15 protein-coding genes are annotated in these 12,620 nt (G+C 70.7%); 6 read left to right on the forward strand and 9 right to left on the reverse strand.

The window, feature by feature from the left end:
• Positions 1-15: 15 nt before the first annotated feature.
• A complete protein-coding gene (locus tag ACIPEK_RS31415; RefSeq protein ID WP_402002963.1) occupies positions 16-867 on the forward strand; it encodes an aminoglycoside N(3)-acetyltransferase in 852 nt (283 codons plus the stop codon).
• A gap of 5 nt (positions 868-872) precedes the next feature.
• On the opposite strand, the gene ACIPEK_RS31420 is transcribed toward ACIPEK_RS31415, so the two are convergent.
• Together ACIPEK_RS31420 and ACIPEK_RS31425 are read right to left on the reverse strand one after the other, a co-directional pair.
• Positions 873-1,433, reverse strand: coding sequence for a YbaK/EbsC family protein (locus tag ACIPEK_RS31420; protein WP_402002966.1), 561 nt, complete (start codon positions 1,431-1,433; stop codon positions 873-875).
• A gap of 44 nt (positions 1,434-1,477) precedes the next feature.
• A complete protein-coding gene (locus ACIPEK_RS31425) occupies positions 1,478-2,050 on the reverse strand; it encodes a helix-turn-helix domain-containing protein (protein ID WP_402002969.1) in 573 nt (190 codons plus the stop codon).
• A 93-nt stretch (positions 2,051-2,143) separates the two neighbouring features.
• On the opposite strand from ACIPEK_RS31425, the gene ACIPEK_RS31430 reads away from it, so the two are divergent.
• Complete coding sequence (locus ACIPEK_RS31430) at positions 2,144-3,010, forward strand: EamA family transporter (protein WP_402002972.1); 867 nt, start codon at positions 2,144-2,146, stop codon at positions 3,008-3,010.
• A 21-nt stretch (positions 3,011-3,031) separates the two neighbouring features.
• Here ACIPEK_RS31430 and ACIPEK_RS31435 read toward each other — a convergent pair whose 3' ends face one another.
• Complete coding sequence (locus ACIPEK_RS31435; RefSeq protein WP_402002974.1) at positions 3,032-3,787, reverse strand: acyltransferase; 756 nt, start codon at positions 3,785-3,787, stop codon at positions 3,032-3,034.
• A gap of 182 nt (positions 3,788-3,969) precedes the next feature.
• Between ACIPEK_RS31435 and ACIPEK_RS31440 the strand changes: the two genes are divergently transcribed.
• A complete protein-coding gene (locus ACIPEK_RS31440; protein WP_402002977.1) occupies positions 3,970-4,500 on the forward strand; it encodes a gamma carbonic anhydrase family protein in 531 nt (176 codons plus the stop codon).
• 110 nt (positions 4,501-4,610) lie between these two features.
• Here ACIPEK_RS31440 and ACIPEK_RS31445 read toward each other — a convergent pair whose 3' ends face one another.
• Complete coding sequence (locus tag ACIPEK_RS31445) at positions 4,611-5,270, reverse strand: DedA family protein (protein ID WP_383078093.1); 660 nt, start codon at positions 5,268-5,270, stop codon at positions 4,611-4,613.
• Positions 5,271-5,426: 156 nt separating this feature from the next.
• Positions 5,427-5,864 (reverse strand): DUF4442 domain-containing protein, encoded by a 438-nt coding sequence (locus tag ACIPEK_RS31450; RefSeq protein WP_402003046.1) that lies wholly within the window; start codon positions 5,862-5,864, stop codon positions 5,427-5,429.
• Between the two features lie 152 nt (positions 5,865-6,016).
• Here ACIPEK_RS31450 and ACIPEK_RS31455 point away from each other — a divergent pair, with 152 nt between their 5' ends.
• Together ACIPEK_RS31455 and ACIPEK_RS31460 are read left to right on the forward strand one after the other, a co-directional pair.
• Positions 6,017-7,084, forward strand: coding sequence for a hypothetical protein (locus ACIPEK_RS31455; RefSeq protein ID WP_402002980.1), 1,068 nt, complete (start codon positions 6,017-6,019; stop codon positions 7,082-7,084).
• Positions 7,085-7,177: 93 nt separating this feature from the next.
• Positions 7,178-8,452 (forward strand): MFS transporter, encoded by a 1,275-nt coding sequence (locus tag ACIPEK_RS31460; RefSeq protein WP_402003049.1) that lies wholly within the window; start codon positions 7,178-7,180, stop codon positions 8,450-8,452.
• On the opposite strand, the gene ACIPEK_RS31465 is transcribed toward ACIPEK_RS31460, so the two are convergent.
• The 4 genes from ACIPEK_RS31465 to ACIPEK_RS31480 form a co-directional block, all read right to left on the reverse strand.
• The gene (locus tag ACIPEK_RS31465) at positions 8,414-9,259 is read right to left on the reverse strand and encodes a spermidine synthase (protein WP_402002982.1); all 846 of its coding nucleotides are present in this window, start codon (positions 9,257-9,259) and stop codon (positions 8,414-8,416) included. The genes ACIPEK_RS31460 and ACIPEK_RS31465 overlap by 39 nt on opposite strands.
• A 22-nt stretch (positions 9,260-9,281) precedes the next feature.
• Positions 9,282-10,127 (reverse strand): patatin-like phospholipase family protein, encoded by an 846-nt coding sequence (locus ACIPEK_RS31470; RefSeq protein ID WP_402002985.1) that lies wholly within the window; start codon positions 10,125-10,127, stop codon positions 9,282-9,284.
• 74 nt (positions 10,128-10,201) lie between these two features.
• Positions 10,202-11,383, reverse strand: coding sequence for an elongation factor Tu (gene tuf, locus ACIPEK_RS31475; protein WP_402002988.1), 1,182 nt, complete (start codon positions 11,381-11,383; stop codon positions 10,202-10,204).
• A gap of 92 nt (positions 11,384-11,475) precedes the next feature.
• On the reverse strand, positions 11,476-11,619 hold the full coding sequence (locus tag ACIPEK_RS31480; RefSeq protein WP_402002991.1) for a hypothetical protein: 144 nt from the start codon (positions 11,617-11,619) through the stop codon (positions 11,476-11,478).
• A gap of 206 nt (positions 11,620-11,825) precedes the next feature.
• On the opposite strand from ACIPEK_RS31480, the gene ACIPEK_RS31485 reads away from it, so the two are divergent.
• Positions 11,826-12,539 (forward strand): TVP38/TMEM64 family protein, encoded by a 714-nt coding sequence (locus ACIPEK_RS31485; protein WP_402002994.1) that lies wholly within the window; start codon positions 11,826-11,828, stop codon positions 12,537-12,539.
• Positions 12,540-12,620: the final 81 nt, after the last annotated feature.

A 12,620-nucleotide genomic window follows, 5' to 3' on the forward strand; every position in this document is an offset into this window, starting at 1 on the left:
GGAGAATGACCCGCTGTGAGTACTACGACTGCGCCGACCGTCCGCCACAGCCGAACCGCGCTTGCGGGGCAACTGTCCGAGCTGGGAGTGGAGCGCAACGGCGTCCTCCTGGTGCATGCGTCGACGCGTGCGGTGGGATCAGTGAGCGGCGGGGTCCGGGCAGTGGTCGCTGCGTTACGGGACGCCCTCGGCGGGCACGGCACCCTCGTCGTCCCGGCCTTCACCCCGGAGAACTCCGACACCTCCCCGCACTACCTCGACCGGGTGCGCGGTCTCACCGACCGGGCCCGGGACGCCGTACGGGCGAGCATGCCGCCCTTCGACCCGGCGACGTCGGCCGCACCGTCGATGGGCCGCCTCGCGGAGGCCGTTCGGCTCACCGAGGGGGCGGCGCGCAGCGTCCACCCCCAGACATCCTTCGCCGCGCTCGGCCCCTCGGCCCGGAAACTGGTGGCGCACCACCGCCCCGACTGCCATCTCGGCGAGGACTCCCCGTTGGCCCGGCTCTACGACCTGCGGGCCCAGGTGCTCCTGCTGGGCACCGGGTTCGACACCTGCACCGCGTTCCATCTCGGCGAGTACCGGGTGCCCGCCCCGCCCCGACGCACCTATCGCTGCGTGGTGACGGCCGGGGGCCGGCGCCAGTGGTGGGAGTACGAGGACGTCGCGCTGGACGACAGCGACTTCGCGGCCCTGGGGGCGGACTTCGCCCGCTCGGACAACGGTGCGGCTGTCCGCATCGGCCCGGTGGGGTCGTCGACGAGTCGGCTCTTCCGCTTCACCGAGGCCGTCGACTTCGCGGCCCGCTGGCTGCCGTCACATCGGGGCGGAGTGCCTGTTCAGACCCTCTGCCGAGCGCATGGCTGAGAACCTCAGCCCCTGACGCCCAGACCCTCGACGACCACCGCGCCCGGCAGCGCCGCCAGCGCCTTGCCCGGGACGATCAGCTTGCCCCGCCGGCTGCCGCTGCCGATCAGTACCCATTCCTCGTCGACGACGGCGGGATCGATCAGCAGCGGCCAAGAGGCCGGGAGTCCGATCGGCGTGATTCCGCCGTACTCCATGCCTGTCTCACCGACTGCCGTGTCCATCGGGGCGAAGGACGCCTTGCGTGCGCCCAGGTGCTTGCGGACCGCACCGTTCACGTCGACACGGGAGTGGGAGAGGACGAGGCAGGCCGCCAGTGTCACCACGCCGCCGCGCTTGCCCGCCACCACGACGCAGTTGGCCGACCGGTCGAGCAGTTCCGCACCGTGGTGCTCGACGAAGACCGCCGTGTCGGCGATGGCCGGATCCGTGTCGACGTGGATGATCTGCGCGGCGGGGACACCGCCCCAGCCTTCGCTCACGGCTGCGGCGACGGCCTCGGCGAGCAGGTCGAGGCGGTCGACCGCCGGGCAGGCATTCTCGAAGGATCCGATGGGTGCGCGCATGCACGCAACGCTAACAGCGTCTCGAAGGCGGCCGGTTGACCGTCTCACCGTACGGGCGGGATGGAGACCGCCATGGTGACCTCGGTCGGTTCGGAGCCGTCGTTGCGGTAGGCGTGCGGGTGATGCGCCTCGAACGTGGCGGACCCGCCGGCAGGTACGGAGTATGGGGTTCCGTCGACGATCAGGGTGAGCTCGCCCGCGGTGACGTGGAGCAGCTCGACCGTGCCCTCGGGGTGCGGGTCGGAGGCGCTGCTGTCGCCCGGCATCAGGCGCCATGACCAGAGTTCGAGCGGCCCTCTGGCCTCCGTACCGACGAGCAGCGTGGTGGAACTGCCCGCCTCCGTGGACCACATGCGCACCGCCTGACTCTCGGGCACCAGCCGGACCGGTGAGCCCTGCTCGTAGTCGAGCAGTGTCGTGATGCTGACACCCAGCGCGTCGGCGAGCTTGACCGTGGTGCCGACGCTCGGGTTGGTGCGAGCCTGCTCGATCTGGATGATCATGCCGCGGCTGACCCCGGCACGGGCGGCGAGTGCGTCCAGAGTGAAGCCGCGTTCCCCCCTCCAGCGCTTGAGATTGCGCGCGAGCGACTGGGTGAGCTGATCGAGGTCAGACACATTCCGTCCAATATTTTGGATGACAGGGTCGAAAATACTGCACTACGGTGTGGTGCACCCAACCGTTCATCGCACTGTACTGCGAGGCATGCAATGACAGCACTGTTCGCCCTGGCCACCAGCCTGCTCTGGGGGCTGGCCGACTTCGGCGGCGGGCTGGTCACGCGACGTACGCCCGCGCTCACCGTGGTCGTCGTCTCGCAGACCGCTGCGGCCGTGGTGCTCGGCGCCATCGTGATCGCGACCGGCGGCTGGAGCGAGGCGGGCCCGCAGCTCTGGTTCGCTGTCGCGGCGGGCGCCGTCGGACCGGTTGCGATGCTGAGCTTCTACAAGGCCCTGGCGCTCGGCCCGATGGGCGTCGTCTCCCCGCTCGGATCGCTGGGTGTCGCCGTGCCGGTGAGCGTCGGGCTCATCGTCGGGGAGCGGCCGGGGCTGCTGCAGTTCGCGGGGGTCGGCGTCGCCGTGGTGGGCATCGTCCTCGCCGGTGGTCCGCAGTTGCGCGGGGCGCCGGTACAGCGCCGGGCGGTGCTGCTGACCCTGGTGGCCGCGTTCGGCTTCGGTTCGGTGATGTCCCTGATCGCGGAGGCGTCCACGACGGTGACCGGTCTGTTCCTGGCGCTCTTCGTCCAGCGCCTCACCAATATCGCGGTGGGCGGCAGCGCCCTGTACATATCGGTGCGCCGCGGGGCACGCGCGCTGCCGGAGGAGGGCGGGGCCGCCGTGGTGCTGGCCGCGCTGCCTGCCCTGGTGTTCGTCGGGCTCGCGGATGTCGCGGCCAACGGCACGTACTCGATAGCCGCACAGCACGGCCCGGTCACCGTGGCCGCCGTACTCGCCTCGCTCTATCCGGTCGTCACGGCCCTGGCCGCGCGCGGAGTACTCAAGGAACGGCTGCGCGGGGTGCAGGCGGCCGGGGCCGGTCTCGCCCTGGTGGGCACGGTGCTGCTGGCAACCGGCTGAGTATCCGGCACCTACCGCCCGTCAGTCGCCGGACGGGCCCGATGTCTCGCCCGGTTCCGCCAGGGCCAGCAGCTGCTCGGGCGTGACGCCCGACGGGATCGGCACCGGAGCAGGGGTGCGCAGCGGCGGCTGCCAGCCCTTCTCCGGATCCCAACTGCGTACGACACGGGCGGGAGCACCGGCCACCACCGCGTGGTCGGGCACCTCACCCCGTACCACCGCGCCCGCGGCGACCACCGCGTTGCGCCCGAGCGTGGCCCCGGGCAGGATCACCGCCCCGGTGCCGATCCAGCAGCCCGGCCCGATGGCGACCGGCTCCATTCGGGGCCACTGTCTGCCGACCGGCTCGTGCGGATCGTCGTAACTGTGGTTCGTGGACGTGATGTAGACATACGGCCCGCAGTACGTGTCCGAGCCGATGGTCACCTTGGTGTCGGCGACGACATGGCTGCCGCGGCCGAGCACCACTCCGTCCCCCAGGGTCAGGATCGGCTCGGATCCGAGGTCCAGGCCGGGCATGAGTCCGGCCGTCAGCGTGACCTGTTCACCGATCACGCAGTGGGCACCGAGCTCGATCCACGACTCCCCGAAGACCGTGCCCTGCGGGAAGGCCAGGCGGGTGCCTGCGCCGATCCGGCCGAAGCGCAGCCGGCCGGGGTGTTCAGCAGTGACCGCACCCGACTCCTGCACCCAGCGCCAGCCGCGGTGGACCGCCCGGGACAGGGCGCGCCGCCGCCAGGCGGCGAGGGAAGAGAACGCGTTCCTGTTCTTGGGCACTCGCACACGGTAGTCGGCGGCGCCCGGCGTGATCACCGCGGCGGCCTGTGATGTTCACCCCACTCGGCGGCGCTCCACCGCCCGTCGCATACCGTTCCCCTGACGCGATCGAACAGCGGCGAGCGAGCTGCTGCGATCGGACGACCGCGACCGCACAGCACCGGGGCACGGAGGAACGGGCGATGGCAGAGCAGGCGTTGATCACGGGAATGGGCGGCAAGGAGCCGGACATCGATGCGGAGGCCTTCACCGCACCGACATCGGTCGTGATCGGTGAGATCACGATGGCCGCGGGTTCCAGCGTCTGGTACCACGCAGTACTGCGTGCCGACTGCGGTCCCATCGCCATCGGCGCCGACAGCAACATCCAGGACAACTGCAGCGTCCATGTCGACCCCGGGTTCCCCGTCACGGTCGGCGAGCGCGTCTCGGTCGGGCACAACGCCGTACTCCACGGCTGCACCATCGAGGACGACGTTCTGGTCGGCATGGGGTCCACCGTTCTCAACGGTGCCCGCATCGGTGCCGGTTCACTGATCGCGACACAGGCGCTGGTCCCGCAGGGGATGCAGGTGCCCCCGGGCTCGCTCGTCGCCGGCGTACCCGCCAAGGTCAAGCGGCAGCTGACCGAGGAGGAGCTGGAAGGGATCAAGTTCAACGCGGTGGGCTATGTGGAGCTGGCCAAGGCACACCGCCAGGCACACGAGAGCTGAGCGGAACGCGACGGAACCAAAGGGGCTGGGGCGGTCGGACGAACGGAAGCGTCGGCCGTTTCCGCGCGCCCGCACCGTCCCCGGTCAGTCGGTCGCGGCGGTACGACCGGTCAGTCCGCCACCGGTACCGTCCCCGTGTCGGGCGCGGAGACGACCGGCCCCTGTGCCGCCGCCTTCTTGGCCCGGTTCTTCAGCACCAGCATCGAGGTCACACCGATCAGCACCGCGACGACCAGGCCGAGGTAGGAGAACCGCTTGAGCCAGTCCTCGGCGACGACTCCCACCGAGTAGACGACGGCCGTGGTACCACCGGCCCAGACAATGCCGCCGAGCAGGTTGGCGATCAGGAACTTCCAGTACGGCATGTGCAGGACGCCGGCCAGCGGTCCCGCGAAGATCCGCAGCAGTGCGACGAAGCGGCCGAAGAACACCGCCCACATGCCCCACTTCTGGAACGACCGCTCCGCCGTTGCGATCTGACTCTCGCCGAAGTGCTTGGGGAACTTCCCGCCGAGCCGGGCGAGCAGCGGCCGTCCGCCCTTGCGGCCGATGGCGTATCCGATCGAGTCGCCGATGACCGCGCCCGCCGAGGCCCAGGCCCCGAGGATCCAGGGGTTGATTCCGTCGTGCCCGGCGGCCAGCAGCGCCGCGCTGACCAGGACGATCTCGCCAGGCAGCGGAATTCCGAGGCTCTCCAGCCCGATGACGACGCCCACCAGGACGTAAACGCTGACCGCGGGGACGGTCTCCAGCCATTCCTGGATGTGCAACGCCGGTTCCTCCCGTACTGATGTCCCGTTGCCCGCCGGCCAACTCCTCGGCGCACGGCGGGAATGCTACCTGTCCCGCCAACTGCCCGAACAGCGCGAAAAGCCGCCACGCCCCCTCATGGGGTGCGCGGCGGCCCTTCACGGAACCGTCCTGTATCAGGCGTTCGGACGCAGCGTCCAGATGACCGTCATCTCACCGGTCACCGCACCGTCCGCACGCTGGATCTCGATGATCACGGGGAACTCGGGCCGCTTGCCCTCGTCGAGCTCGGCGACGACATCGGCCACCGGGCGGCCGAGGGTCGCCGTCGCGGTGACGACGCCCATGGCCAGCTTCTTGTAACCGATCTCCGCCCTCACCGCCAGCGGCACGGCACGCGACAGCTGGTCGCCGAAGGCGGCGATGACGATCGCGCCGCTCGCCGATTCCGCGAGCGTGAACATCGCGCCGGCGTGGGGTCCGCCGATGTGGTTGTGGTAGTCGGCCTGGTCCGGCAGACGGACCACCGCACGCTCGGCGGTCGTCTCCAGGAACTCGAGCTTGAGGGTCCGGGCCATCGGAACCGTCGCGGCGAGCATCTCGCCGACGGTCATCTGTTCAGCGCTCATGACGAAATGTTACTCACGAGTAGATCGGTTTGGCCATCTCCGGATCCCCATGCTTCGTCCACTGGTCGCTTCCTTCACCGTCCGCTCACGGGGGCGGGCGTAGCAGACCGGCCACCGCCCCTCTATCGTTACTCGCCATGTGGCCAGGACAGCAGCCGCCCGGGGGCGAGCAGAACCCGCAGGACCAGAATCAGAACCCGTATCAGCAGCCGGGGTACCAACAGCCGAATCCCTATCAGCAGCCGGGATATCAGCAGCAGGGACAGCCCGGACAGCAGCCGGGGTATCAGCAGCAGGGCCAGCAGCCCGGCTACCCGCAGCCGAACCCGTACCAGCAGCCGACCGTGTCGCAGTACGCGGTCCCCGGTCCGTCCGGTGGTCCGCAGCCCGACGGCAGCAAGACGAAGACCACCGCCATCGCGATCGTCGCGGCCACCGCCGTCGTCGTGGCTGCCGTGGTCACCGGTGTCGTCGTGATGAACAAGGACGGCAACAAGGGCAAGGGCGTCGCCGACGACAAGAACTCGTCGGCGCCCGCCAAACCGTCCGGTTCCGCGTCCTCGCCCGAGGAGAACACGCGCGGCACCGACGGGGACGCCAAACCCCTGATCGCGGGCTGGAAGGTCGTCACCAATCCCAAGTGGGGCACACAGTTCGACGTGCCCGGCGACTGGGAGGTCGGCAGCCCGGGCCATGCCTCGTTCTTCAAGGACGAAAAGAAGGGTGACGGCTCGCCCCTCATCGGCTTCTCCGCGCCGTCGTTCTACCAGAAGAAGTGGTGCGTGAAAGAGCCCGACAAGAACGGCATCGCGGAAGACGTAAGCCTCGCCAGTGCCGGTACCAGGGGAGCCCAGGGCGCCACCGACGCCGCCAAGAACGCCCACAGCGAGGCAGGCACCTGGGCGTGGGCCGCGTACGCGCAGCACATGCCGCAGAGCACCATCAAGTTCACGCCGGCCAAGCAGTACACCACCAAGTCGGGTCTGACCGGCCAAGTCGTCACGGCCACCGCTCCCAATGTCACGAAGCGGAAGAAGTGTGACAGCGACGGCAAGACGATCGCCTTCACCTTCAAGAACAAGAAGGGCGACTTCGCGTCCTGGGTCCTGTACGGAGCCGATTCCGTCAAGGACGAGTTGCCGGACACGACGATTCAGCAGATCCTGAGCACCGTGCGGCTGGTGGACGTCGCCCCGTCATCCTGACCGTCCTCACCGCCTCCGGGAAAGCATTTGGCAGGGCGGGGTCGCAGCGGCGATAGTCCCTTGGTGACTGCCGCTTCCGCCCCCGCACCCCTGATGAGCCGCCCCGGCCGCAATTACCGTCTGCTGACCGCCGCCGCGATCATCACGGGCCTGGGCACCCATGGCGCGCTGATCGCGGCGGCGTTCGCGGTTCTGGAGTCGGGCGGTGACGGCGGCGACGTCGGTCTGGTGGCCGCCGCCAGGACCGCACCGCTGGTGCTCTTCCTGCTGATCGGAGGGGCGATCGCGGACCGGCTGCCGCGCCACCGGGTGATGGTCGCGGCGAACGCCCTCAACTGCGTCTCGCAGGCCGCCTTCGCCTGGCTGGTCCTGGCCGGCGATCCGAAGCTGTGGCAGATGATGCTGCTCACCGCGTTGTGCGGCACCGGGCAGGCGTTCTTCAACCCGGCGGCCGAGGGCATGCTGATGTCGAGCGTCAGCCGTGAGCAGGCGAGCCGCGCCTTCGCCCTCTTCCGGATGTCCATGCAGGGCGCGGCGATCGGCGGGGCGGCGCTCGGCGGCGCCATGATCGCGGCGATGGACCCGGGCTGGGTGCTGGCCATCGATGCCGCGTCCTTCGCGGTGGCGGGTGCGCTGCGCGCCTTCCTGGATGTCAGCCACATTCCGTCGCGCGCACCGGGCGGCGGCCTGCTCGCCGATCTGCGGGACGGCTGGAAGGAGTTCATCGGCCGCCCCTGGCTGTGGAGCATCGTGGCGCAGTTCTCGGTCGTGGTCGCCGCTGTGGGGGCCGCCGAGTCGGTGTACGGGCCGCTGGTCGCCAGGGACGAGCTCGGTGGCGCCCGCCCCTGGGGCTTCGCGCTCGCCGCGTTCGGGGTCGGCACGCTGGGCGGGGCGTTCTTGATGATGCGCTGGAAGCCCCGCCGGCTGCTGCTGGCCGGAACCCTCTGTGTCTTCCCGCTGGCCCTGCCGTCGGCGGGACTCGCGGTGCCGCTGCCGGTGGCCGGGCTCTGCGTGGTGATGTTCGTCAGCGGGGTCGCCATCGAGGTGTTCGGGGTCTCGTGGATGACGGCCATGCATCAGGAGATCCCGGAGGAGAAGCTGTCGCGCGTCTCGGCGTACGACTGGTTCGGCTCGGTGGCGATGATGCCGGTCGCCACCGCGCTCGCCGGTCCGGTGGAGGCCCTGGTCGGGCGCGGTGAGGCCCTGTGGGGCTGCGCGGGGCTGATCGTACTGGTCACCGGCGCCGTGCTGTTCGTACCCGAGGTACGCAATCTGACCCGTGCCACCGTCACCACCGAGGTGGTGACGGCCAAGGCGCAGGGGCCGGCCTCAGCCGATGCTGAAGGCTCCGTCGGGCGGCTCGGGTGAGGCGACCGCCTCGCCGTCCCTGACCGGCCGGGCGGCTTTGACGAGCCGGTCCAGCGCGGGCCCGTGCTCGACCCTGGCGGGAAAGGCGTCGGCGGCGCAGCGGCGGGTCAGCGTGGCCGTGTCGATGGGCCTTCGGGACGCGACAAGGACGACGTTGCCGAAGCGCCGGCCGCGCAGCACCGCCGGTTCGGCGATCAGTGCGAGCTCCTCGAAGACGCCCGCGAAGGTGGCCAGTTGGGAGCGGAGGAAGCCGAAGGGTGCGCCGTCCGCGAGGTTGGCGGCGTAGATTCCGCCGTCGCGCAGCGCCCGGCGGGCAGCCTGTGCGTACTCGAAGGTGGTGAGGTGGGCGGGCACTCGCGAGCCGCCGAAGACATCCGCGATCAGGACGTCGACGGAGCCGGGCGGGGTCTGCTCCAGCCGGCTGCGCGCGTCCGCGCCGTGCACGGTGATCCCGCTGCCGTCGGGGACCGGCAGATGCTCGGTGACCAGGGCGAGGAGCCCGAGGTCGGCCTCGGCGACGTCCTGGCGGGAGCCCGGCCTGGCCGCGGCGACATAGCGGGGCAGGGTGAGCGCACCACCGCCGAGATGGAGTACGTCCAGCGGTACGCCCGGTGCCGCGGCGCAGTCCACGACATGGGCGAGCCGTCGCGCGTACTCGAATTCGAGGTGGTCCGGCGCGTCGAGATCGACGTACGACTGGGGTGCACCGTCGACGGTGAGCAGCCAGGCCCTGTCCCGGTCCACGTCGGGCAGGAGTCTGGCGGTGCCCTGGTCCACGTCCCGGATGACAGGTATTGACTCGTTCACTCCCCCATTGTGGGGTGCCCGATCAGCTGCTCACGACCGCGGCGACGGCTTCGGTGTGCGCCGCCGACTGGGCGAGCCCGGCACGGGCCGCCGCGGCCCGGCGGCTGGGGTCGAGGGAGTTGCGGCCGAATGCCTTCTTCGCCGCCGCATCCGGGGTGATGACCTCCACACGGGCGCCCTTCGCAGCCAGCTCGGCCGCCTGCGAGCGCGGCGAGACGATGACGTTGTTGCCACTGGCCGTCGGAGCGAGGACGACGACGCGCCCGCAGCCTGCGGCGAGATGGGCGTTGGCCGGGGAGTGCACCCCGCCGTCGATCCAGGACCGTTCCTGGAAGGTGGCGACGGGCCATACGGCCGGGACGGCGGAGCTCGCGGTGACGGCGTCCACGAGCGGCACTCCGCTGTCCTTGTCGAACGTGTGGAGCTCACCGGTGGCCGCGTCGACCGCGGTGATGCGCAGGGGACGCCCGGGCCAGTCGGGCGACAGGAGACGCCCGGCGATCGCCGCGCGCCGTTCCTCCGCCGTGATGCGGAGGTGGGCGTCCTTCGCGATCCGGGCCAGCTTCCGCCCGTATGCCTCGGGAGTACGTGCGGACAGCACGGCCCCCGCATAGCGCAGAAGGGTCAGCGCGCCGAGTTTGCCGCCGGTCATGCCCTGCGGATCGGCGAGCTGGAGTTCGTACAGTTCCGGAAGGCCGAGCAGTCCGGAGGCCAACTGCGCGCCGACCACCGCGCCCGCCGAACTGCCGATGATCAGGTCGGCGGTGGACAGGTCCACGCCCGCCTTTGCGAGCCCGTACAGAATTCCGGTCTCCCAGGCGCCGCCCGTGACGCCGCCGGCACCGAGCACCAGTGCAGTTTCTGTCATACCGTCAGTCTCGCTCACGGCACCGGGCCCGCCTCCCGTGGGGTACGGGAGGCGGGCCCCTGGTGCGACACGGCTCAGAGCAGTCCGGTGACGGTGCCCGCGCCGACGGTGCGGCCGCCCTCGCGGATCGCGAAGCCGAGTCCGGTCTCCAGCGGGACGTCACGACCCAGCTCGACGGTCACGTCGACCGTGTCCCCGGGTCGAGCCACCGCCACCGCACCGAGGTCGACGTCGCCCACGACGTCCGCGGTGCGGATGTAGAACTGCGGCCGGTAGCCGGTGGTCACCGGGGTGGTCCGGCCGCCCTCCCGCGCCGACAGGACATACACCTGCGCGGTGAAACGGCGGCTCGGCGTCACGCTGCCGGGCGCCGCGACCACATGGCCGCGACGCACTCGGTCGCGCTCCACCCCACGCAGCAGCAGGGCCACGTTGTCGCCGGCCTCCGCCGACTCCATCGGCTTCCCGAAGGTCTCCAGTCCGATGACGACCGTTTCGATGTCCGGGCCCAGCACCGACACCCGGTCACCGACCCGCACAGTGCCGCGCTCGACGGCTCCGGTGACGACGGTGCCCCGGCCGGTGATGGTCAGGATGTTCTCCACCGACAGCAGGAACGGAGCGTCGGTGTAGCGGACCGGCATCGGCACATACGTGTCGACGGCGTCCAGCAGCGCCTCGACGGCCGCGGTCCACCGCGGGTCGCCCTCCAGGGCCTTCAGGCCCGACACCCGTACGACGGGGACACCGTCGCCGCCGTAGCCGTGCGCGGAGAGCAGCTCGCGGACCTCCAGCTCGACCAGGTCGGTCAGCACCGTGTCCTCGCCGTCGTCGACGGCGTCCGCCTTGTTGAGGGCGACGACGATGTGGTCGACGCCCACCTGACGGGCGAGCAGAACGTGCTCGGCGGTCTGCGGCATGATCCCGTCGAGCGCGGAGACGACGAGGATCGCCCCGTCGAGCTGGGCGGCTCCGGTGACCATGTTCTTGATGTAGTCGGCGTGTCCCGGCATGTCGACATGCGCGTAGTGACGGGTGTCGGTCTCGTACTCGACGTGCGCGATGTTGATGGTGATGCCGCGCCGGGTCTCCTCCGGCGCACGGTCGATCCGGTCGAACGGGACGAACGTGCCGGTTCCGCGGTCGCTGAGGACCTTGGTGATGGCGGCGGTCAGGGTGGTCTTGCCGTGGTCGACGTGGCCCATGGTGCCGATGTTGAGGTGCGGCTTGGTGCGCACGTATGCCGTCTTGGGCATGGCTCATTCCTTGGAATTCGAAGCTGAGAGAGAAGACCCCAGGGCCTCGCCGACCCTCCCCTTACGGGGTCCGCCGGACTGTCGGGGGAGGGTCAGCTTCGTGCGCCGCCGATGGGCGCTGCGGCAGCAAAGAACGCTGCCGCTGCGACAAGTGCCGCTGCGGTGACGGGGTTCACGGCAGCCTTCGGCGCGTCCGCGACTGCGGACTGCGCTGCGAGGAAGGCGTACCGGAACATGGGTCCGATCATGGCCGACCGGCACGGCCACGTCGAACGGTTTTCCGGCGGGCACCTCAAGCCGGACACGGGAGTCCGGGTTCCTCCCCGCCGTCACAGATGCCTGGTCCGCGGGACGCCGGCAGCACGCGGGAGCGATATCGGCCGCCTGGCTCGTACCGTGCACATTACGGCGATCACACCCGGACGTCGGTTAGTCTCCCCGCATGCTCGACCCCGTCCCCGCCGCCCGGCCCACAGGCGGCCTCGCCGTGCGCTGCACGAGGGCGCTGCTCTCGCCCTGGTCCCGGTTCTCGCTGCTCGTGGCCGTGCTGGTGGCCGCCGCGGCGACGACGCTGTTCCTCGAACCCCAACGGTTGCTCGCCACCGGCCGGCCTGCCCAGCTGAGCGGTGGCGCCGCCGCAGTCGTGCTGTTCGGTGTCGTGTACGGCGTGTGCACCGTGGCCTTCGTACCGCGGCCACTGCTCAATCTCGCCGCCGGTGCGCTCTTCGGTTCGCAGGCGGGGCTGGCCGCCGCGCTGGCGGGTACGGTGCTCGGCGCGGGCATCTCGTTCGGGCTGGGCAGGGTGCTCGGGCAGGACGCGCTCCGTACGCTGCTGCGCGGGCGCTGGCTCAAGGCGGCGGACGGTCAGCTGAGCCGGCACGGTTTCCGCTCGATGCTGGCGCTGCGGCTGTTCCCCGGTGTGCCGTTCGCGGCGGCCAACTACTGCGCGGCCGTCTCGCGCATGGGGTATCCGCCGTTCCTGATGGCCACCGGGCTCGGCTCGGTCCCGAACACCGCCGCGTATGTCGTCGCGGGCAGCGAGGCCTCGTCACCGACGTCGCCCGCGTTCCTGGCCGCGATGGGCTTCATCGTGCTGACGGGGCTCGGCGCGGCCGTCGTCGCCTGGCGCAAGCGCCACCGCCTCGCCGCCGAGTGATCCGGTACGCGTGGGAGCGGACACCGGGGCGGTGGGCGGGCGCGGGGGTACGCGTATCGCTGTTCATCTGAGGGCGATACC

The sequence above is a fragment of the Streptomyces sp. NPDC088246 genome, assembly GCF_044741025.1.
Classification (GTDB): Bacteria; Actinomycetota; Actinomycetes; order Streptomycetales; family Streptomycetaceae; genus Streptomyces.